The following is a 21,051-nucleotide window of genomic DNA, read 5'->3' on the forward strand; positions in this document are numbered from 1 at the left end:
GCCGGTTGCATTACTGCAATTTGCCCAGTTGTCCCTTCGCTGCTTCGCCAATTTCCCCGCCGCCTTGCGCCGCTTGTTGGAAATATTGGGCAGCTTGGCTGCGGTTGCCTTTGGCGAGTGCAACTTCACCTAAATAATAGGTGGCAATTTGGGTGGGCAAATAGCGCTGGCTGGTGGTCAAATCTTTTTCCGCCATATCGTTTTTACCCAATTGTTTGTAGGCGATGCCACGGAACACATAGGGTTTGAAATATTGCGGGTTGGCTTGAATCGCGCGATCCAGAGCCACTACGGCTTCATTGTCTTTTTTCTGCTGCATTAACAGCTGGCCTTTCATCTCCCAAAATAAATTTTCTCTGGGTTGTTGGGCGATGGCTTGTTCAACGTAGTTTTGCGCATCGATGTATTTTTTCTCGCCCGCGAGTTTTTGTGCTTTTTGATAATTTTCGTAGGCTTTTTTGTCTTTGTTTACCTGCGCCATGGCGCGTTGGAATTGCGCCTTGTTGCGCACCCCGCCGGGGTATTGCGCGGCGTGTTTACGGTTGGCGTCCACGCGCGATTGTGACGGAGGATGGCTGGCAAACAAGCCCTCAATAAAACCGCTATTGCGCCCTTCCGACAGTTTCACAAAAATTTCTTGCAGCTCGACTGCCGCTTGGGCGTCATAACCGGCTTTGGCCATATATTTCATGCCCACTTCATCCGACTCAAGCTCATGGCTGCGGCCGTATTTTGCTTGCCATGCCTGGGCACCTACGGCCATCGCTCCCATGCCAAGTACACCGTATTCCGGTTTTTTCTCGGCGATGGCAACACCGGCAATCAACACGCCTGCACCCATCAACACATTTTGGGTTTGCTGTTGCGCGCTGTGACGGGCGGCGGCATGCACAATTTCATGGCCCAGTACGGCGGCGAGTTGGGCTTCATCTTCCAGATAAACCAACAACCCGCGGTTGATCGCCAATTTGCCACCGGGCATCGCCCAGGCATTGGGTACATCGTTATTGAGCACCACAAATTCATAGGGCAGGTTGGGGCGGTCGCTCACCGCGGCCAATTTTTTGCCCACCTGTTGCACATAGGTCGTCAGCCCCGGGTCCACCACATATTGACCGCCTTGCGCCTGTTGGCCCGGCCCATAGTTCTGGGTGCCGGTGGCGATTTCCTGTTCGGGGGACATGATCGACAACTGGCTTTTACCAGTAACCGGATTAACCACACAGCCAGTCATCAGCAGGCTGAGGCTGGCGAGTACAAGTAATTGCGAGAACAGTTTCATAGTGGAACTCCTTGTGACAGAGGTGGGTATAATGCCACAACTAGTTTGACGGCAAGATTTTAATACAAGGTGAATACGTGTCGAAAAAATCCCTACAAGTGATAGAACTTTTTGCCGGCCTGGGTGCAGACGGCAAACCGATTGTCGAGCAGCTGCATGTGCGTGAATTGGAGGACGGCAATTTCCAGTTGGTGCAATCGCCCGCGTTTGCCAAGGGCCTGGCCAGTGGTGATGTAGTCAAAATGCTCAGCGACACCCGTGAATTTGACCTGGTACAGCGCAGTGGAAATCTGAGTATTCGTGTATTTAGCCGCAGCGATATTCAATCCATCGCCGATCAGCTCACCCCCGAGTTGGAAAAACTGGGCGGTGAACTGGATCGCGAAACACCGCGTATGCTGGTGTATTCCATCCACGTGAGCTGCGGCTTTAGCGCCATTGAAAATATTCTTAACGAATTTGTGGGGCGCGACGGCCAAAGCGCGTGGATGTACGGCAATGTCTACGACCCCACCGACGGCCAAACACCGCTCAATTGGTGGCTGGATCTGCTTAAACCCGAATAATCCTTTTGTGGTGACGTCCCCTATTTATGTTGCATGTAATTTCTCCCGCTAAAACCCTGGATTTTGATAGCCCATCGCCCACCGCTATTTATAGCCAACCACAATTTCTGGAGCACTCGCAGCTGCTGATTAACGACCTGCGTCAGTTGCCGCCCGCGCAGGTGTCCAAGCTGATGTCCATCAGCGAAAAACTCGGGCAGCTCAACGCCCAGCGCTTTTTGGAGTGGCAGGCGCCCTTTACCCCGGCCAATGCCAAACAAGCGGTGCTGGCGTTCAAAGGTGATGTTTACACCGGTATGGCGGCTGAAAATTACGGCGCCAACGACTTCGAATTTGCCCAGCAACATTTACGTATTCTCAGCGGCCTTTACGGCTTGCTGCGCCCGCTGGATTTGATCCAGCCCTACCGGCTGGAAATGGGCACCGGTTTTGCCAACCCGCGCGGCAAAAATCTCTATCACTTTTGGGGCGATATCATCACCGACCAGCTCAATGCCGAGTTGGAGCAACAGCGTGAGCGGGTGCTGGTCAACCTCGCCTCCACCGAATACTGGGGAGCGGTGAACCCTAAAAGGTTGCAGGCCGAGGTGATTACCCCGGTGTTTAAGGATCAAAAAAACGGCCAGTACAAAATCATCAGCTTCTTTGCCAAAAAAGCGCGCGGCATGATGAGTGCCTACATAGTGCAAAACCAGCTCACGGCGGCCGAGCAGCTGAAGGGGTTTGATAGCGCGGGATACCGCTACAACAAGGCCATGTCATCGCCCACCGAATGGGTGTTTACCCGTGCCGAGCTGGTTTAAGCCCGCCGCTGGTCGATTTGTAAGATTTTGTGTTGAGGCATTTTCTGACGTCAAAAATTGATCTATCCTCTGCCCATGCCAAAACTTGGATCTTGGCACCATCAAATCAATAACCCAATGCGCGCCCGCCGCGACAGGATAGGAAGTCACCCATGAGTCTGAGCAACCGCTATCTGGACCATGTTATTGCCCGCTTGTCGCGCGTGGCAGAGGTGGCTTATCGCCGTATTTTTAATGGTGCGGCGATCTATCACCACGGGGTTCAATTTGCGCTGATCGTGAATGATCGCCTCTATTTCCGCGCCGATGACTGCTCTCGCCCGCTCTACCAGCAACAGGCTATGCAGACCTTGCAGCCGCGTGGTGTAGCGCTGCAATCCGATTTTTACCACCTGCCCGACCACCTGCTCGACGAGCCAAATGAACTGCGCCATTGGGTGCGTATTGCCGTTGACGCTTCAATCGCCACCTACTCCGCTGACGAAGATAGCAACATAGTTTCCCTGCTGCCGCGCCGCGTTCGCGCCTGATCGCGGGTCTACCCTAACTCCTTGCCGGCAAAGCGTTATTAAGCCTGCACAGGCGCCAAACTTGGGCTAGGCTCTAGGGATATACAGCCTGGGAGCCGTGCAATGGCAATACGTATTCTGGTGGTGGACGATGCCACTTTCATCCGCGACATGATCAAAAAACAGTTGCGGGACAAGATTCCCGGTGTGGAAGTGTTGGATGCACCCGACGGCAATCGCGCCCTGGCGCAGGTGAAAAATCAAAGTGTGGATTTGATTCTCTCGGACTGGGAAATGCCCAATATGACGGGCGCTGAACTGCTTACGGCGGTGCGCGCTATGCCCAATGCCGGCACAGTGCCGTTTATCATGATTTCCAGTCGCGGTGATCGCAATCACATAGTCAAAGCGATTGAATTGGGCGTCTCCGATTACCTCTCCAAACCCTTTTCGGCCGATGAGTTGCTGAAAAAAGTCTTCAAACAGCTCAAATTGGCGGGTAAAACGCCCGTCGCCAGCGCGCGCAGTGCCACCACTCAGGGCATAGCCTTTGCTTCGGTGGATGTGCTGACCGGTGGCGCCAAACCCGCTCCCAAGCCCGCGGCGCCAGTAGTTAACCCCTTCGCCAGCCCTTTTACAAATAACAGTGCAGGCGCACTGGGCGCCAAACCGGCGGTGCAGGCGGTTGCGGCGCCGGCCAAAACCGTTAAAGGCAAGGCGCAGCTACGCTTTGCCAATAATCGCACCTTTGGCGTCGTGATCCGTGAAATGTCGCTGCAACTCATGAGTGGTTTAATGCAGCGCAGCGACGACCTGCCCGGCCTGTTTGAACAGGCGGTAGTGGACATAGAAACCGGCGATGGCAACAGCTTGGCGCGGGTGAACGGTTATGTCCACAGTATTCAGGCCGGTGAAGGCCGGCCGGATACCAATGTGGTGAAAATCGTGGTGCGTTTTGTCGATAACGATGCGGAAAAATTTGAGACCCTGTCCAAATATATCGCCCAGATGTAGCCTGATTATCACCCCGGTCTGCGGCAAATGCGGCCTGGGTGACTATACTCAGACCATTCTTTTGTGCACACGCCAGGCATGGCTTAACAGGTTGTTGTTCATGTTTTGCTTCGTTGTTTCTCCTCGTGTTGTTGCGTCAACCCTGCTTTGTACCGCTACTTTGCTGGTATCCCCCCTGTCACAAGCGATTAACGAGCACCATTTTTCCGGCTTTGCCACCTTGGGGCTCGTTACCAGTAGCAACGATCAACTGGTGTTCCGTCGCGATGTCTCCCAGGATGATGGTTCCTACGACGGTGCATGGGAATGGCAAACCGATAGCCTTATCGGTGCCCAATGGCATGGGCGCTGGAGTCATCAGCTAGACGCAACCGTGCAGCTGGTCGCCAAGGAGCGTTTTAACAGTGGCCTGGAGGAGGCGGTGGAGTGGGCTTTTATCGGCTATCGCCCGGTGGATGGCGTCGATCTGCGCGTTGGGCGCATGGGTGCGGATATTTTTACCCTGTCCGATTATCGCCAGGTGGGTTACGCCTACCCCTGGGCCCGCCCGCCCCATGACTTTTATGGCTTGCTATCGATTTTCCACCTCGACGGTATCGACCTTGCCAAGCAGTTTGAATTCAACGGCAACACCCTCCGCCTCAAAGCCTTTTACGGCAACCATGACCAGAAGTTTCCCGTTGGCCTGCGCTCCGAGGGGCACAGCCGTTTGGATTTTGATGCGGGCGGCTTCAGCCTGGCTGCAGAGCGCGCTCACTGGAAGCTGCGTTATACCTACGCCGATATCAAAATCAACAACAACGCCACCCGCTCGCTGGTAAATGCACTCAATAGTGTCAGCCCCTACTGGCCGCAAGCGACCGGGCTGGCAGACATGACGGCTACCTATGAACGCCGTTTTAGCTATCACGCCCTGGGGCTGAACTACGACAACAATGACTGGTTGTTGCAGGGCGAATTCAGCCGTCTGCAAAGCCAGGTGGGGGTGGTGCCCCAGAGTGATCGCGCCTACCTGAGCCTCGGTCGCCGCCTGAACCAGTTTACGGTTTATGCGCTCACTGGCCGCTCCAAACCGCGCCGTGAGTTGATTCATGTAAGCGCCCCGGCCGGTCTGCCCAGCCCGTTGGCGGAACAGGTGGCACAATTGGCCCAGATTACCCGGGTAAGCCTAAACGGCGTGCGAATTAATCAGTCCAGCGCGGGGGCGGGAGTCCGCTGGGATTTTGCGGCCAAAATGGCACTTAAAGTGCAGGTGGAGGAGTTCCGTATCGATGCCGATGGCACCAATCTGTGGCTGCGTACCGACTCGAGCCAAGCCATTCAAACCGACCAGCGCAGTACGGTCACCAGCCTTACTTTGGATATGTTGTTTTGATGAGCAGACTATTGCTGATACTGCTGTTGTGGCTACCCGCCAGTGCCTTCGGTACTGACATTGTGGTGGTGGTTCATGCCAGCAATCCGCTCACCCAGCTGCAGCAAAAGCAGGTGGTAGATCTGTTTATGGGGCGCGCATCATCCTTTCCCAATGGCGCCCCTGCGCGCACTTTTGACTGGAATGCTGGGCTGCCGCTGCGCGAGCTTTTTTATAAATCCCTGACTGGCAAAAGTGAGGCGCAGGTGGATGCCTACTGGGCCACCCTGGTATTTGCCGGACGTATGTCGCCCCCCCAGCAATTTCCCAGTGACCAGGCGATTATCGATGCGGTCGCCAAAGACCCCAGCGCCATAGCCTACGTGCCTGCACAACCGCTACCCAAGGGGGTTAAAGTGGTGATGGAGCTGTCCCCCACACCATGAATATCAGAAGCCTGCACATCAAAGTTTCCCTGAGTGTCGCTACCGCTGCGCTGTTGGTGGTGGCGCTGTCGTCGCAATATTTCTATCAGCACAGTTACCAGCAATCCTTCGCCGACAGCGAGCGCTCGGTGCAGCAATTATTAGAGACGGTGCGCGCTACTGCCGCCATCGCCGCCTATGTAGGCAATCGCGAGCTGGCGCAGCAAGTGGTGGATGGCCTCGCCCAGAACGACATAGTTACTGGTGCGCGCATTACGGTAGGCAATGAGGTGATTGGCCAGCAGGGTAAGGCGCCGCCAAACCCGCGTCGTGCGCCGGTCACCCTGGCACTTTACGGCCCCTTTGATGAAGAAGAAATTGTGGGCGAGCTGGCGGTAATGCCCAATAGTTCGCTGATTGAATTGCGCGCGCGCGACTCGGCCATGGCCACCGCCATCGGGCTTGCTGCCCAAGCGGCGGTGGTGGCGCTGCTGGTATTGATTCTGGTGTATTGGATGATGACCCGCCCGCTGGTAAACCTGTCCGGGCGGCTACACCGGATTACCCCCGGCGATGGCGGGCGAATCCCGGTTACCGGCTTGCATCGCGGGGATGAAATCGGCCAGCTCAGTGGCGATATCAACGCGCTGCTGCACACGGTGGAGGCAATGCTGGAGGAGGAACGCCAGCTGCGCCATCGCGTCGAACTGTTGGAAACCCGGTTTCGCGGTATTTTTGAGGACAGCAGCGCCGGCATTTTCCTCGTGCGCGAGGGTGGTTTGCTGATCACTGCCAACCCCGCTTTTTTCCGCCTCACCGGCCTGAGTGAACAACAACCCGCTGGCAGCGGCCATGAAAACCTCGTTAACAGCGTATTTCTGGATAGCCTCGAAGCGGGTTCGCTGATTCAATTGGCTGCCGTCACCGGGCGCCCCCATTCAGCCGATTTACGCCTGCGCCAGAGCATGGCCGACGGCCGCGAACGCTGGGTGCACTGTATTTTTTCACCGGCAGGTAGCAGGCAACAGACCGCTACTATTGAAGGTGTGATGTACGACGTGACCGAGCGCAAACACGCCGAGCGGCGCTCCCGCGAGCTGGCGGAGACCGACACCCTGACCGGGTTGAGCAACCGCCAATCGGTAGAGGACGCCCTGCATACCCTGATTAACCAGCGTGGCCCAGGCGATAATCGTTTTGCGGTGCTGCTGATTGACCTGGATCGCTTCAAGTTTATTAATGACACCTACGGCCACGACGCTGGCGACCGGGTGCTGGTCGCCATCGCCCAGCGGCTGCGCAAGCTGGTGCGCGACTCCGATGTGGTGGCTCGTATCGGTGGCGATGAATTTCTGCTGCTGCTCAATCACGCCGGCAACCTGCAAATGGTGCAGCGTATCGCACAGAAAATTCTCGATGCCCAACAAGTGCCCATCGCGGTGCAGCCGGGCGTTCTTGAGGTGGTTGGAATGAGTATCGGCATCGCCCTCTACCCCGAGCATGGCGACAATCCGCTCAGCTTGCGCAAACATGCGGATCAGGCCATGTATCAGGTCAAACGCAGCGGTAAAAACCGCTTTGCGATTTACGATCCCAGCCATGATCACAGCCTTAGTAAGGGCGAATAAATACGACAAAATGTAAACGATTACATTTTTAATTGTCCCCTATTTGAAACGTTTACACACAAAAAATGCAATAAATTAGGATTAAAAAACCAAATAAATGCAGTTTTGAACAAAATATCTCCTTTTGTTGCTTGCTCGATTTCACGCGCCTGTGTAGCATTTTCCCTATCAACTGCGCCCACCCAAACAGGGTGACCGGCTATAGCCCGGACGCTCCTGGTCTTTTTTGAGTCATAACCATGAAACAGCGTAAACCCATAGTGATTGCCAACTGGAAGCTCAATGGCGGCCTTGACCTGATCTGCACTTCCGTGGCCTCGTTTATTGGCAAGCACTTTGCTGCGCAAATTGCTATCTGCCCACCCTATTTGTACATGCGCGATATGCTCACCTTTTTGCAGTACTCGGAATTGCAAATTGGTAGCCAGAATGTGAGCCGTTACGAATCGGGTGCTTATACCGGCGAGACCTCGGCACAAATGCTCAAGCAGGCTGGCTGCTCGCTCTGCCTGATCGGCCACTCGGAGCGCCGCGCCATGTTTGCCGAGAACAACGAAGGCTGCAAAATCAAAGTGAATACCGCGCTCAATCACGGTCTGTTGCCGGTGTTGTGTGTGGGTGAAAACCGCGAAGAGCGCGAAGCCAATATCACTGAGCAGGTGTTGTTTAAACAGTTGAGTGAAGGTTTGGGCGGGTTGGATCTGGCCGGTAAAGATCTGTGCATCGCCTATGAACCCGTATGGGCGATTGGCACCGGCCTCGCCGCGACCCCGGCCATTGCCCAGCATGTGCATCAATACATTCGCGCGGAAGTTGTTCGTCTGTTTGACGAAGACACCGCCAATCGCGTGCGCATTTTGTACGGCGGCAGTGTGACCAAAGCCAACGCCAGTGAACTGCTGCGCCAGCCGGATATCGACGGTTTATTAGTTGGTGGCGCGAGCCTGGATCCAGGTCACTTTGTGGCGATTTGTGAGCAGGCTTCGGAACTGGCGGAAATTAATGACTAAATTTTTTACCGTCATGGCGGTGTGATAAAGATGACAAGGGCGCGGCAAGCAGCGCCCCTATCGTAAAAAATGTGCACATAAATTTATATTCGACATAAAAAAGAAAAACTAAAAAATCCAATCGGCGAACAACTCGGTCATCACAAAAAATCAACCACAGCTCAGGATTTGATGATGAACAGTCTCGCGAACCTCGTTGCCCCCGGTGTTGCTACCGGCGATGCCCTTAATCAATTATTCGCTGCCGCCAAAGCGGGCGGTTTCGCTTACCCGGCCGTCAATATCTGCAATACCAATACGATTAACGCCACCCTGGAAGCGGCGCGCCGGGTAAATTCCCCGGTCATTGTGCAGCTGTCGCAGGGCGGTTCGGCATTTTTCCTGGGCAAAAGTATCAAGCTTGAAGGTCAGGGCAGTTCGATTTTAGGTTCTATCGCCGCCGCCAAATATGTACACGCGGTCGCGGAAGCTTATGGCGTTCCGGTGATTTTGCACACTGATCACGCCGCCAAAAAATTATTGCCCTGGATCGATGGATTATTAGCGGCGAGCGAAACCCATTTTGCGCAGACCGGTAAACCCCTATTCAGTTCGCATATGATCGATCTGTCGGAAGAATCGCTGCAAGAAAATATCGAAATTTCAGCCGAGTATTTGGTGCGCATGAAAAAAATCGATGTGACCCTGGAAATTGAATTGGGCTGCACCGGTGGCGAAGAGGATGGCGTAGACAATACCAATCTGGATAATTCCGCGCTTTACACCCAGCCGGAAGATGTCGCCTACGCTTATGAAAAACTTAGCGCGATTAGCGAAAAATTCACCATCGCTGCTTCTTTTGGCAATGTGCATGGGGTGTATAAACCCGGCAACGTGCAACTCACACCGTCTATTTTGAAAAATTCACAAACCTATGTGAGTGAAAAATTTGGTTTGCCCGCCAACAGTTTGAATTTTGTATTCCACGGCGGTTCGGGTTCGGCCGCAGAAGAAATTGCGGAAGCCATCCGCTACGGTGTGATTAAAATGAATATCGATACCGATACCCAATGGGCTTTCTGGCAGGGCACTATGGATTATTACAAAACCAATGAAGCCTATTTGCAGGGGCAAATTGGCAACCCCGAGGGCGATGACAAACCCAACAAAAAATTCTACGACCCACGGGTATGGTTGCGTCACAGTGAAGAAGTGATGGTAAAGCGTTTGGAACAATCCTTTGCCGATTTAAATTGCATTAATCGCTACATTTAATTTATTCGTCGCGCCTAAAAATTTATTTTTCGTTCTTGAAAAGTTATTTGTCACCCCTGCAGATTCGTTCGTCACTCCTGCGAACGCAGGAGTCCAGTAGTTGTTATGGATACCCGCGTGCGCGGGTATGACAAAAAACGCAGATTGTTTTGGATTTAAACGTTACTACAGGTAAGTGCATGAAAAATTTATTCAGTGTATTGCGCAGTGACGATGTCAGCGACGACCTGATTCAGGTTATCGAAACCATCGTCGATGCGAGTAAAGAAATTGCCTTTCGCGTGCGCCAAGGCGCACTGGCGGGCGTGTTGGGTTCAACGCAGGATGAAAATATCCAGGGCGAAACCCAAAAGCATTTGGATATAATTTCCAATCAATTGCTGAAGGATTTATTACTCGCCTGCCCCTTGGTTGCGGCCATCGCTTCGGAAGAGGAAGACACCGCAGTCGCAGGTAATGATGCCGGTAAATACCTGGTGGCTTTTGATCCGCTCGACGGTTCTTCGAACATCGATATCAACGGTCAGATAGGTACTATTTTCAGTATTTATCGCGCGCTGGATTTAATTCCACACAGCAGTGAACTGCAATTCCAGCAGCAGGGCACACACCAGGTTTGCGCGGGTTACGTGCTCTATGGCCCGTCCACCTTGTTGGCAATTACCACTGGGAAAGGCACACGCTGTTTTACTTTGGATTCAACCCAAGGCAATTTTTTGCTCACTGCCGACCTGATTCAACTCGCAGCGCAGACGCAAGAATTTGCCATCAACATGAGCAACGCGCGTTTCTGGAACGAGGATATGCGCGCTTATATTGATGATTTGGTGCTGGGAGAAATAGGTCCGCGTGGAAAACGTTTTAACATGCGTTGGAATGCGGCGATGGTAGGTGATGTGCATCGCGTACTCACGCGCAGTGGGATTTTTCTCTACCCGTCAGATTCACGCAATGCCAAACAACCGGCCAAATTACGCTTGTTGTATGAAGCCAATCCCATGGCCATGTTAATTGAAAATGCGGGCGGTAAAGCCTTTAGTGAAAGCCAGCGGATTTTAGACATTCAACCGCAACAATTGCATGAACGCGTGGCAGTGATTCTCGGCTCCGCCGACGAAGTGGATGAATGTTTGAGTTATCTGCGTCGCTAATCAACGACGCTGTTCAAACCGCAATACTTTAGCGGCGCTCATTACGCGATTCGCCAGCGCATTTTGCTGCTCGGCGCTTTCGGCAAGGCGGGTGATGGCGATATCGGTTTCGTTAATGCCGGTGATCAACTGGATCAAGCGGCCGCGCATGGATTGCGCACGCTGACTTTCATCTTGTGCGCTGTTATTAACGCTATGGGTAATTGCGCTTGCTTCGGCAACGGCGGCCTCAATATTTTTGAGCGAGTCCTGGGTCGCGCGGGTTTCTAGTAAACAATTCTGTGCACTTTCCTGTTCGGCATTTAGGCCCGTCGAAATTTGCGTGACTGAGTTACGCAGTTGATCAATCATTTTTTTAATTTCACCCGTCGCGCTTTGGGTATCAAATGACAGGCGGCGCACCTCTTCGGCGACTACCGCAAAGCCGCGTCCGTGCTCACCGGCACGTGCCGCTTCAATCGCCGCATTTAAGGCCAATAAATTGGTTTGCTCCGCCACACTTTGAATCGTATCCAATACCGAGCCTATATTGTCCGTTGCGCTGCGCAGCTCAGCCAAGGTTGAGCAGGAGTGAGTAACTTGCTGCGCAAGAATTTGCATTTGTTGGTCAACACTCTGCACTCGCAGGCGCCCTTCACCCGCCACCTGGGCGGCGTGATTCACTTTCTGCGTGACGAGATTTAAACGCTCGGTCATCTGCGCAAGGGATTTCACGACTGCTTCAGTTTCGGCGCCTACGTGATTCATTTCATGGCGTTGGCGTGCAGTTTCATCGCGACACTGGCGGGTGGTAGTGACATTATCCAGCGCGCCCTGCAAACTTTGTTCACTGGAACTGTTCACCTGCATCATCACCGAATTTAATTCGCTGAATAAATAATTGAGTGATTGTCCGATATCGCCCAGTTCGTCCTTGCGCTGTGCAGGAAAGCTACTGAGCAGATTTTTATCCTGCGCCGATTTTTTAATCGCGGCAGCTAATTGTTTGAGCGGTTCGCCTATGTGTTGCGCAAATAAAAAGGCGACTAACGCGGCAAGCCCGGTCAATACCACAATGGCAATCGCCACACTGCGCCACAAGGTGCTGCGCAGGCTTGCCAGTGGTGCAAATATTTCGTCAGGATCTTGTTGCGCCACCAGCGCAAATTGTTGGCCACCAAAACCCAGGGGTTGCCAGCTGCTCAGTACGCGCTGCGCTAAATAATCGTTGGTCATACCGCTGCCGGTTTCACCCGCGAGGGCACTTTTAACCGCCTGGGTATTTGGTGAAAAATAACCACTGATTTTCTGCAGGCGATTTATTTTCTCCAATTGCTCACCGCTGGTAACGGCTTGTAACTGCGATAGAAACTGTTCCGGTGCTTCCAGCATGGGCCGCAGTTCCGTCAGCAATTGCCCATCCTGATCGGTGATATACACATCGCCACTGCTGCCCAAACCCAATGCCTGCCAGTTGCGTGTTGCGTTAATAATATGTGTCAGTTGTGTTGCAGGAATTTCGACGACTAAAAAGCCAACGGCTTTATCGGGGCTTTGCACATCATGAAACACCGGCAAACCCATATAAGCCACCTGCTGATTAAACCGTGCAGGGTTCAGATAAAACCGCGAGAGCAAAACCTCATCGGCGCGTGCACTCTGTAACTGTGCACTCAATTGGGCAAGCGGTGACTGACTAAATGGCCCGTCTTTGAGCGAGGTGCCTAACAGTGGGCTTTTGGCGACGGAATAAATAACGATTTGACTTTGGGCATCAATCAACAGCAAATCGCTAAAACCAAAACGTTGGCTTAAATCGCGAAAGCTGCTGTGGTAACGCCGATGTTGTTGGCCATAAATGGTCGCGTCACTGGCATCGTCCATCAGCGCGAATTGAGTAATTTCCTGCGGATTCTGTTGCAGATAATAATGCTGAATCAGTAACGCCTCTTGCGAGAATTTATCCAGCCATGCGCGGCTATCCAGTGCGTCACCTTGCGTTTGTTGGCGATGATATGGTTGATAGCTATTGTTGTACCACTGCATTAATTCGCTGCGTAATTCCTCCGTCGCCCGGCTGGGAACCTCATAGCGATAGGATGCAAAGGGGCGTACAAAGCCGTACACCGCTTCTTGAGTCATGCGCCCATGTGAGAGCGATAAAAGCAATTCCTGATAATTGGAAAACTGCGCAGTAACGGCATGTGCGCGCCCGGCGGCGAGTGCTTGAAATTGTTGTTCAAGATTGTGCGATAACGCGCGGTTGGATTCCTTTAACGCCAGCCAACCGGTAGTACCAGCGGCCAGTAATACCGCAACACCGGTGAGTAACATGGCGCCGAGCATCAAACGGGAGGAGATTTTCATAAGCATACGCAGATTGGTTAATACCGACGCAATCTAGGCAGTGTTTATGACAATTTGATTACAGACTGAAGGCGGTGGCCAAGGTGTTGGATTTTTACACCATGGCTATGATTTTTGATTATAAAAAATCCAAAAAAATAATTTTTTAGGTTAAGTGAGTCAAAACATCAAGCGCAAAACACTTCCGCCATTCTCACCCTGCAAAGCACAAACTGATCCGCGATGTGCTTGCATAATTTGCTTCACCAAAAATAAACCTACGCCAGTACCTTCGCGTTTTGATGTGTAAAAGGGCACAAAAATTTGCTCCAATTTGTCCGCCGGGATTCCTGCTCCATTATCAATCACATCAATTAATATATTGCCACCATGACCAATATAAGCCTTTAAGACAATGTGACCATGGGGTTTTTCTGCGAGGGCATCAACCGCATTTTTTACCAGATTAATTAATGCCTGCTCCACATGCGCGGGGTCAGCATGTAGCCTGAGATATTCAGGAATGGTTGTGCATTCTAATGTGATCGCCCGTTCGCCTGCCTGTACCTGAAACAAGCGGCACACATCCAGTAGTAAATCCTGCACCACTATATCTACGCACTTTAGTTGCGGTGGATTGGCAATACGTCGATAAGCCTGCACAAATTGCATTAAATGTTCAGCGCGGCGCGCCACCGTATGGATCGCCTGTTGTGCATCCTGCAAAGCCTCATCGGCACTCCCATGGTTATCTAATTGCGTCAACAATAATTCATTTGCCGTTTTGCTCAGTGACGCAACGGGCGTCATTGAATTCATAATTTCGTGGGTAAATACCTGCACCAAATTTTGCCAAGCGAGAATTTCCTGTCTATCCAGTTCACGTTGGATAGGCTGAATACTAATTACCTTTTTGGTTCCGCCAGGTAATTGAATCTCTGCCGCCGACAATGCCACTGCAATAGACACCTGATCACTCAACAAATGGGAGCTGCGCTGTTCGCCTGCCGTTATTTGCTGTATGTCCAACGCCAGTTGCGCGCCGTAATCCTGCAATTGATCCACTGCTGATAAATAGCTGCGTTTAAACAATTGCTGCGCAGCCGAATTAACCAGTTCGATTTTTCCGTCTTCACCGTCAACCACCACTAACGCAACTGGTACCTTTTCCAGCAGCAAACTGTAATAGCGCACCAGCTCTTCATTTTTTTGCCGCAGCTGTTGCAACTGCGTTTGCAGTTCTTCCCAGAGCACTTTCAAGTGTTGGCTCTGCTTAAAGCGGGTATTGATTCGACGTGCACCGTCTTCATAACGCACTGCATCAAAAAAACTTTCCATTTCGCGCTGGGTGGATTGCATATAACAAAAAAGCAAATAAATCTGTATCGACAATAAGATCGCTATGCCAATCATACTGAATAATAAAAATGGTTCAGCGTGATAAACACCAGCCAATAACAACATGGTGCAGAGAATCAACACTAACCGCAGCAGAATATTGGTGCGAAAATCCGTTAATCCTGACTTGATTGACAATACAGCGTTAGAGATCATGTTTTTCCATCCTACGATAGAGCGCCATACGCGTTAAGCCCAATTCCCGCGCCGCTTGTGAAATATTCCCGGCATGTTTTTTTAGTGCCTGCTCAACTGCATTGCGCTCCAATATTTCCAAGTTCAAACTGTTGGTTTGTGTTGAATCAGTTGAAGGATTTTCAGCAATAGGGGCGAGCGCAAAATCTTCTGCTTGCAAGATATCTTTATCACTCAATACCAACGCCCGCTCAATGGCATGGTTCAGCGCACGCACATTGCCTGGCCAGGAATATTCCTGCAGTGCGGCCAGCGCTTTGTGGCTCAGCAGCGGTTTTTTGCGCTGGTATTTTTGTGCGTAAACACTGAGGAAATGATCGGCCAACAACGGAATATCCTCTTTGCGTTCGCGCAGTGGCGGCAGGTTAAGTTCTACGGTATTCAGGCGATACAATAAATCCTGACGAAATTGCCTCTCATCCGTTAGGTGCGCATAGCTAGCATTAGTCGCGGCAATAACACGCACATTGAGGGCAACCGGCTTTTCATCACCTACCGGCGTTACCTGACGCTGCTCTAGCACACGCAATAATTTTACTTGCAGATGCAGTGCAAGGTTGGCGATTTCATCGAGGAATAAAGTTCCGCCATTGGCGGCGACCAATTTACCCATGCGATTTTCATTGGCACCGGTAAACGCCCCTTTTTTATAGCCAAACAATTCCGCTTCAAACAAATTTTCGGGAATGGCGCCCATATCAATGGCCATAAAAATATTGCCGGCGCGTTTGGAGCGCGCATGAATCTCACGCGCGAGCAACTCTTTCCCGGAACCATTTTCACCCAAAATTAATACATTGGCTTCGGTTGGTGCACAGAGGTTAAGTTTGCGCAGTAGCTCACGCATGCTGGCTGTCTCGCCGATAAAACACGCTGGCTTTTGTCGCTGTGACAAATGCTCTAACGAGCTGCGCAACGCAACATTTTCACTCTGCAATAGGTGATTGTTAGTGCGTGCCTGCGCCAAGGCCAAAGCGCTGTGAAGGGTGGCGATTAATTTTTCATTGCTCCAGGGTTTGATCACAAAATCCGTGGCACCCGCCTTAATTGCATTGACCGCCAATTCAACACCGGCATAAGCCGTCATCACCACCACTACAATCTGCGGGTAGTGGGTTTGCAAATACGCAAGCCATTCAAAACCGTCGCGGCCAGAATTATCGCCAAGCGTAAAATTCATATCCAGCAACACCACATCTACGGGGTGATGCGCTAAAAACTCCGGCAGCTCGGCCACATTATTTAAGCAGCTCAAGGTTTTTATCTGGCGTTTGAGTAACAGTCGCGCCGACAACAAAATATCCTCGTCGTCATCAAGCACTAATAGGTGTCCAGCAATTGCAGTCATGAAAAATGTCCTTGGCATTATTGTTTTCTAGTGAACGTAACCGCAGTTTATGTCGTCCGATTACGAACAACAAGCGTTCGTAATCGAACACATCAAGTCTGGCTCACGTTAATAAAATGCGCCTAACTTATTGAAATGTATATATTTTATGAGGTGGCGCGGCTGTTGCTAAATAAGTATCTGAGCAAACGTATAAATACCGCCGAAAGCGGGCGATAAGCCTTTGATAGTCCAATATTTTTTATTCAAGCAGCGATAGCCGAGCGGACAGAAAACTCCTAATGACAATGGATATACCCAGACAACTAAATTTTTGGCAAAAATGGCGTAGAACAATCAGCGCAGTAATATTATTTGTAACGCTTGCCGCGCTCTGGGTGATGGCAGCGCCAAGCAGTGAGCGCACACTGCGCGTGAATAAAAATGATTTGGCTATTGCGTCGGTGCAGCAGGGAATTTTTGAAGATGTCATTCCGCTGCGCGGTGAGGTGATGCCCTTGCGCACACTTTATCTGGATGCGATTGAAGGCGGACGGGTAGAAAAAATCCATGTGGAAGATGGAGCAACGATTGCAGCGGGAGCGGCGATTGTGGATATCTCCAATACCCGTTTGCAATTGGAGTCCATCACCCGCGAGGCTCAGGTGAGCGAACAGATTAATCTATTGCAAACCCAGGAATTAAATCTGGCGCGCAACGACCTTGAACATAAACGCAACTTGAATGAATTGGATCATCAAATAACAACCGAGAGCCAACGCTTGGAGCGCATGCGCCCGCTCATCAAACACCAATTAATTTCCGCAGCAGAATTGAAAGAAGCAGAAGATAATCTGATCTATTTAAAAAAACGTCAACAATTAATCCGCGAGGCACGCGAAGTTGATCTGGCATTACAAGCGGCGCAAATGAAACAGCTGCGCGATTCAGTCACGTCGCTCAATAACAACTTAACCTTTGCGCGCACCAATTTAGCGAGCCTGAATGTGACGGCACCGATTGCGGGCCGACTGACGGCATTTAATCTGGAACCGGGGCAATCGTTGATGCCCGGTGAACGTTTTGGCCAAATTGATGACCCGGATCACTTCAAACTAATGGCTCAGGTGGATGAGTTTTACATGAACCGCACGCGGGTAGATCAAACCGCACTGGCAAAAATAAATCAGCAAGAATTTCCACTGCGCATTAAAAAAATTTATCCGCAGGTTATTGACGGCCAGTTTCGTGTGGATTTGGTATTTACCGGCGAGCAGCCCGCGAATATCAGCCGCGGCCAAACTTTGCAGTTGCGCTTGCAGATGGGAGCCAATGAACCGGCGCAATTAATTCCCAACAATTCGTTTTTTCAAGACACGGGTGGTCATTGGATTTTTGTTGTATCGGCCGATGGCAAGCGCGCGTATCGGCGCGATATAAAACTGGGGCGGCGCAATAGCCAGTTTATCGAAGTACTGGCCGGCTTGGATAAAAAAGAGCAAGTCATTGTTAGCCCCTATACCACCTATAAAGATATTGATTCCCTGAAGATTCAGTAATCAACCGACATAAAACCCGACATATAAATAGCAAGGAGAGGGACATGATACGCCTTAACAATATTGACAAAATATTTCGCACCGAAGCGATAGAAACCAAGGCGCTGGGTAATATTAGCCTGGAGATTAAACAAGGCGAATTTGTTGCCATTATGGGGCCATCGGGCTGTGGAAAATCGACCCTGCTCAACATTCTGGGCATGTTGGACAACCCGGATCAGGGTGATTATTTTTTTAATGGCGACAATATCGCCCGTCATTCCGAGTCGAAATTAAGTGAATTACGGAAACACAATATAGGTTTTATTTTCCAGAGTTTTAATCTGATTGATGAGCTCAGTGTGTTTGAGAATATCGAGTTGGCGCTGCTCTATCACAAAATCCCCGCTGCCGAGCGCCGCGCACGTGTGCAAGCGGTTATCGAAAAAATGGAAATCGCTCACCGCGCGCAACACATGCCCAGCCAACTCTCCGGTGGCCAGCAACAGCGTGTTGCTGTCGCCCGCGCATTGGTTGCCAACCCCAAACTCATTCTTGCCGATGAACCCACGGGAAATCTGGATTCGGTACACGGCCAGGAAGTGATGCGCTTGCTGAAGACGTTAAATCAAGAAGGCGCGACCGTGGTGATAGTCACCCACTCCAACGAACACGCCAGTTACGCCCAGCGCCGTATTAATTTATTTGACGGAAAAGTTGTTGCGCAAACCCAATTGGCTGCTGCTTGATAACCTTAATAATAGGGATGCGTTATGTTTAAACATTATTTGATTATTGCACTGCGTAATTTGGTGAAGAATAGAATAAACAGTGCGATAAAAATTATTGGGCTGGGTTTGGGGTTGGCAGCAGTGCTGACGGTGATTATTGTCAACTACAGTGAACTCACCTGGGATTCATTTTGGCAGGATGCCGATCAGATTTATCTAGTGCGCAGTGAATCCCGAATTGGCAATCGGCAAGAAGTATGGGATTCAATTAGCGAAATTCATTATTTACAATTGCGCGCCAGCCTGAATGACCAGCTTTGGATGACAAAAATAGAAAGCAGCGGCACTGAAGTTAGTTTGGTTAATGCCAATGAACCCTTATCGCTCCCAAAACCAATGCCCATCACGCAAGTTGATCCTGATTTTCTCGCTATTTTTCAACCAGAGATATTGGCCGGAGACCTGAGTACTTTTGCTGAGCGTCCTGACGTTGCGTTTATTAGCCAAACTCTTGCCAAGCAGATCTTTGGTAAAGAAAGCCCAATAGGACAAATCCTGGAATTTCGGTTGCCGCCAACAATAGCGCAACAACAATCAGGCGAACAACCTGCGCTGCAACAGGTGCGCATTATTGCGGTAGTAGATATAAATAATTCCCGCAGCCATATTAAGCCATCCATCTTTTTTCCCCGCTTGCAAAATCCGCCAATTCCGTCTGAGCAGGGAGCTTTTATGCGTGAGACCTATGTGAAGGCGAGAAAAAGCCTCGAAGCGAGCCATATAGAAACCCTGCTGAATAAGGCCGGTGAAGCCAGTTTATCCACCGATAAAGAAGAAAATAAATATAGCCGCGTTGACTATTCCCTTATGCCAATTACCGAACGTCATATGAACGACAGCGCGAGTGAGGGAAATCGCACGCGGGTAGTTATTCTATCGCTGTTGGGATTAGTCATTTTAATTGTTGCTATAGGAAATTTTATTAGCCTCGGGTTAGCGGGGTATGTGGCGCGGCAAAAAGAAGTTGCCCTGAGGCGTATGCAGGGCGCCGGTATTGTGCAATTAGTAGCGCAGTACTGGCTGGAAAATTTAGTGTATGTCACTGCCGCTTTTTTGTTGGCACTCATTTTATGCGAATTGTTTTTACCTCACTTAGCGGGATTGCTGCAGTTCCCCTTGGTGGATGGCATTTTTGTAAGCCCTGTATTAGCGCTCATCTGTGCCGTCATAGTACTACTGGTATCGTTTTTAATTGCCTGTTATCCCGCCATTTATTTTTCCCGGATGAATCCAGCCATTATTCTGCGCGCGAATCGTTCAACCGAAACCCCGGTATCCATTATTACGCGCAAAGTGTTGTTACTGGTGCAATTTATAGCGCTAGTGTCATTGGTAATTGTGCTTGCTGCTATTCACCGTCAACTCACGCTAATCAATGAATACCAGCCGGGCTACAAAACACAGGGAATTGTGATGTTTATTGCCCAGAGCAACAGCGGTCTCGGCAAAATTCAGCGCGAAACGTTGAAACAAGAATTAACTAAAATGCCCGGTTTTATTGCGGCAGCATCACCTATGGGAGATATTCCTGGTCGCAGTGAACACACCATGGATATCAGTTCCATGGTGAACGACGAGCCGCATGAGCATAGGGCTATTTATGATTGGGTAGCTGACGCCGATTATTTTGATGCTTATGGCATTGCGTTAATCGCGGGAACCAAAGAAAGCATTGCTACAAGTTTGAATAAACCATTTTCAAGGGATCAGAGTGGCCCTTCATTCGACACCATCTTATGCCGCTCGACAGTGACTGCACTGGGGTTTGCATCGCCACAAGAGGCTCTGGGCCAAACCATTCAAGTCTTTAAACAACCGGGAATGCCCCATGCACCTTCGTCAAAAATAATTGGTGTGGTTGAGAATCTTCATATAGGAGATCACAGAAAATCGCCCATGGATTGTATGTATATGACACTGAATACTATCGGTTTGGGTGGTATGGCGTTTGCTGTGAGTTTTGACCATGAGCCGAGCGTGCAGGAAATCGAAAATATTAAAACCCTTTGGAGTAATGCCGCTGGCACACCACCGCATCACTGGTTGTTTTCCAACTCCCTTGCTGACCGCTATCGCAATGAACAGCGGCTGCAATTATTTATGTCGGGTTTTGCGTTGGTTGCTTTAATCATCGGGCTGTTGGGCATTTATGGCATCACGGCACTTAATACGCAAAAACGCGCGCGCGAAATTGCGCTGCGTAAATTACACGGAGCCAAACAGTGGCAAATTATTCGTTTGTTAAACCGCGATTTTTCCCTGATTGCCATACTTGCTAATGTTATTGCCTGGCCGATGGCAATTTATGCGGTAAGCACCTGGTTGGAGAGTTTCTATCAACATTTTTCATTGCTGTTGTGGCTGCCAATATTCTGCGCTAGCGCACTGGTCATTTCATTACTAGTGGTGTGGTTTACTGTCACACTTCACTCGCTGAGCATTGGCCATTTGCGTCCTGCTGAGGTGCTACGCGATGAATAA

Annotated in this window: 17 protein-coding genes; 13 read left to right on the forward strand and 4 right to left on the reverse strand. The window is 50.6% G+C overall.

What is annotated here, in order from left to right; translation table 11 throughout:
* Positions 1-10: 10 nt before the first annotated feature.
* Complete coding sequence (locus NNX04_RS15420) at positions 11-1,282, reverse strand: M48 family metalloprotease (RefSeq protein WP_007638767.1); 1,272 nt, start codon at positions 1,280-1,282, stop codon at positions 11-13.
* A 77-nt stretch (positions 1,283-1,359) separates the two neighbouring features.
* Between NNX04_RS15420 and NNX04_RS15425 the strand changes: the two genes are divergently transcribed.
* The 10 genes from NNX04_RS15425 to NNX04_RS15470 all read left to right on the forward strand — a co-directional run bounded on the left by NNX04_RS15425 (position 1,360) and on the right by NNX04_RS15470 (position 10,996).
* Entirely contained in the window at positions 1,360-1,848 is a 489-nt protein-coding gene (locus tag NNX04_RS15425) for a DUF4265 domain-containing protein (RefSeq protein WP_007638766.1), read from the forward strand.
* A gap of 26 nt (positions 1,849-1,874) precedes the next feature.
* Positions 1,875-2,651 carry a peroxide stress protein YaaA gene (gene yaaA / locus NNX04_RS15430; RefSeq protein WP_261946371.1) on the forward strand — a complete coding sequence of 259 codons (777 nt, stop codon included), beginning with the start codon at positions 1,875-1,877 and terminating at the stop codon, positions 2,649-2,651.
* A gap of 152 nt (positions 2,652-2,803) precedes the next feature.
* A complete protein-coding gene (locus tag NNX04_RS15435; protein WP_007638764.1) occupies positions 2,804-3,181 on the forward strand; it encodes a TfoX/Sxy family protein in 378 nt (125 codons plus the stop codon).
* A gap of 102 nt (positions 3,182-3,283) precedes the next feature.
* Entirely contained in the window at positions 3,284-4,174 is an 891-nt protein-coding gene (locus tag NNX04_RS15440) for a response regulator (RefSeq protein ID WP_261946372.1), read from the forward strand.
* Positions 4,175-4,274: 100 nt separating this feature from the next.
* The gene (locus NNX04_RS15445; RefSeq protein WP_261946373.1) at positions 4,275-5,549 is read left to right on the forward strand and encodes a hypothetical protein; all 1,275 of its coding nucleotides are present in this window, start codon (positions 4,275-4,277) and stop codon (positions 5,547-5,549) included.
* Positions 5,549-5,974: a hypothetical protein gene (locus NNX04_RS15450; protein WP_040391016.1), complete on the forward strand. Its 426-nt coding sequence runs from the start codon at positions 5,549-5,551 to the stop codon at positions 5,972-5,974. The genes NNX04_RS15445 and NNX04_RS15450 overlap by 1 nt, the downstream gene beginning before the upstream one ends.
* Entirely contained in the window at positions 5,971-7,581 is a 1,611-nt protein-coding gene (locus tag NNX04_RS15455) for a diguanylate cyclase domain-containing protein (protein ID WP_261946374.1), read from the forward strand. Before NNX04_RS15450 ends, NNX04_RS15455 begins: the two co-directional genes overlap by 4 nt.
* A 239-nt stretch (positions 7,582-7,820) precedes the next feature.
* Entirely contained in the window at positions 7,821-8,591 is a 771-nt protein-coding gene (gene tpiA, locus NNX04_RS15460) for a triose-phosphate isomerase (RefSeq protein WP_007638758.1), read from the forward strand.
* A gap of 174 nt (positions 8,592-8,765) precedes the next feature.
* Positions 8,766-9,845 (forward strand): class II fructose-bisphosphate aldolase, encoded by a 1,080-nt coding sequence (fbaA, locus tag NNX04_RS15465; RefSeq protein WP_198284733.1) that lies wholly within the window; start codon positions 8,766-8,768, stop codon positions 9,843-9,845.
* 179 nt (positions 9,846-10,024) lie between these two features.
* Complete coding sequence (locus NNX04_RS15470; RefSeq protein WP_261946375.1) at positions 10,025-10,996, forward strand: class 1 fructose-bisphosphatase; 972 nt, start codon at positions 10,025-10,027, stop codon at positions 10,994-10,996.
* Here NNX04_RS15470 and NNX04_RS15475 read toward each other — a convergent pair whose 3' ends face one another.
* The 3 genes from NNX04_RS15475 to NNX04_RS15485 all read right to left on the reverse strand — a co-directional run bounded on the left by NNX04_RS15475 (position 10,997) and on the right by NNX04_RS15485 (position 16,262).
* Positions 10,997-13,342, reverse strand: coding sequence for a methyl-accepting chemotaxis protein (locus NNX04_RS15475; protein WP_261946376.1), 2,346 nt, complete (start codon positions 13,340-13,342; stop codon positions 10,997-10,999).
* Between the two features lie 159 nt (positions 13,343-13,501).
* Positions 13,502-14,875 (reverse strand): sensor histidine kinase, encoded by a 1,374-nt coding sequence (locus tag NNX04_RS15480; protein WP_261946377.1) that lies wholly within the window; start codon positions 14,873-14,875, stop codon positions 13,502-13,504.
* On the reverse strand, positions 14,865-16,262 hold the full coding sequence (locus NNX04_RS15485; RefSeq protein ID WP_261946378.1) for a sigma-54-dependent transcriptional regulator: 1,398 nt from the start codon (positions 16,260-16,262) through the stop codon (positions 14,865-14,867). Before NNX04_RS15485 ends, NNX04_RS15480 begins: the two co-directional genes overlap by 11 nt.
* A gap of 281 nt (positions 16,263-16,543) precedes the next feature.
* Between NNX04_RS15485 and NNX04_RS15490 the strand changes: the two genes are divergently transcribed.
* Genes NNX04_RS15490 through NNX04_RS15500 form a run of 3 tightly spaced genes read left to right on the forward strand, consistent with a single transcriptional unit; the run spans position 16,544 to position 21,051 of the window.
* Positions 16,544-17,800, forward strand: coding sequence for an efflux RND transporter periplasmic adaptor subunit (locus NNX04_RS15490; RefSeq protein ID WP_261946379.1), 1,257 nt, complete (start codon positions 16,544-16,546; stop codon positions 17,798-17,800).
* Positions 17,801-17,844: 44 nt separating this feature from the next.
* Positions 17,845-18,528 carry an ABC transporter ATP-binding protein gene (locus NNX04_RS15495; RefSeq protein ID WP_261946380.1) on the forward strand — a complete coding sequence of 228 codons (684 nt, stop codon included), beginning with the start codon at positions 17,845-17,847 and terminating at the stop codon, positions 18,526-18,528.
* Positions 18,529-18,552: 24 nt separating this feature from the next.
* Positions 18,553-21,051: an ABC transporter permease gene (locus NNX04_RS15500; protein ID WP_261946381.1), complete on the forward strand. Its 2,499-nt coding sequence runs from the start codon at positions 18,553-18,555 to the stop codon at positions 21,049-21,051.

Source organism: Cellvibrio sp. QJXJ (genome assembly GCF_024452345.1).
Taxonomy (GTDB): domain Bacteria; phylum Pseudomonadota; class Gammaproteobacteria; order Pseudomonadales; family Cellvibrionaceae; genus Cellvibrio.

Bases quoted from the DNA above. Each gene is read 5' to 3' on its own strand.
- NNX04_RS15420 (WP_007638767.1), bottom strand. From the start codon at position 1,282: ATGAAACTGTTCTCGCAATTACTTGTACTCGCCAGCCTCAGCCTGCTG.
- yaaA (WP_261946371.1), top strand. From the start codon at position 1,875: ATGTTGCATGTAATTTCTCCCGCTAAAACCCTGGATTTTGATAGCCCA.
- NNX04_RS15435 (WP_007638764.1), top strand. From the start codon at position 2,804: ATGAGTCTGAGCAACCGCTATCTGGACCATGTTATTGCCCGCTTGTCG.
- NNX04_RS15440 (WP_261946372.1), top strand. From the start codon at position 3,284: ATGGCAATACGTATTCTGGTGGTGGACGATGCCACTTTCATCCGCGAC.
- NNX04_RS15445 (WP_261946373.1), top strand. From the start codon at position 4,275: ATGTTTTGCTTCGTTGTTTCTCCTCGTGTTGTTGCGTCAACCCTGCTT.
- NNX04_RS15450 (WP_040391016.1), top strand. From the start codon at position 5,549: ATGAGCAGACTATTGCTGATACTGCTGTTGTGGCTACCCGCCAGTGCC.
- NNX04_RS15455 (WP_261946374.1), top strand. From the start codon at position 5,971: ATGAATATCAGAAGCCTGCACATCAAAGTTTCCCTGAGTGTCGCTACC.
- tpiA (WP_007638758.1), top strand. From the start codon at position 7,821: ATGAAACAGCGTAAACCCATAGTGATTGCCAACTGGAAGCTCAATGGC.
- fbaA (WP_198284733.1), top strand. From the start codon at position 8,766: ATGAACAGTCTCGCGAACCTCGTTGCCCCCGGTGTTGCTACCGGCGAT.
- NNX04_RS15470 (WP_261946375.1), top strand. From the start codon at position 10,025: ATGAAAAATTTATTCAGTGTATTGCGCAGTGACGATGTCAGCGACGAC.
- NNX04_RS15475 (WP_261946376.1), bottom strand. From the start codon at position 13,342: ATGAAAATCTCCTCCCGTTTGATGCTCGGCGCCATGTTACTCACCGGT.
- NNX04_RS15480 (WP_261946377.1), bottom strand. From the start codon at position 14,875: ATGATCTCTAACGCTGTATTGTCAATCAAGTCAGGATTAACGGATTTT.
- NNX04_RS15485 (WP_261946378.1), bottom strand. From the start codon at position 16,262: ATGACTGCAATTGCTGGACACCTATTAGTGCTTGATGACGACGAGGAT.
- NNX04_RS15490 (WP_261946379.1), top strand. From the start codon at position 16,544: ATGACAATGGATATACCCAGACAACTAAATTTTTGGCAAAAATGGCGT.
- NNX04_RS15495 (WP_261946380.1), top strand. From the start codon at position 17,845: ATGATACGCCTTAACAATATTGACAAAATATTTCGCACCGAAGCGATA.
- NNX04_RS15500 (WP_261946381.1), top strand. From the start codon at position 18,553: ATGTTTAAACATTATTTGATTATTGCACTGCGTAATTTGGTGAAGAAT.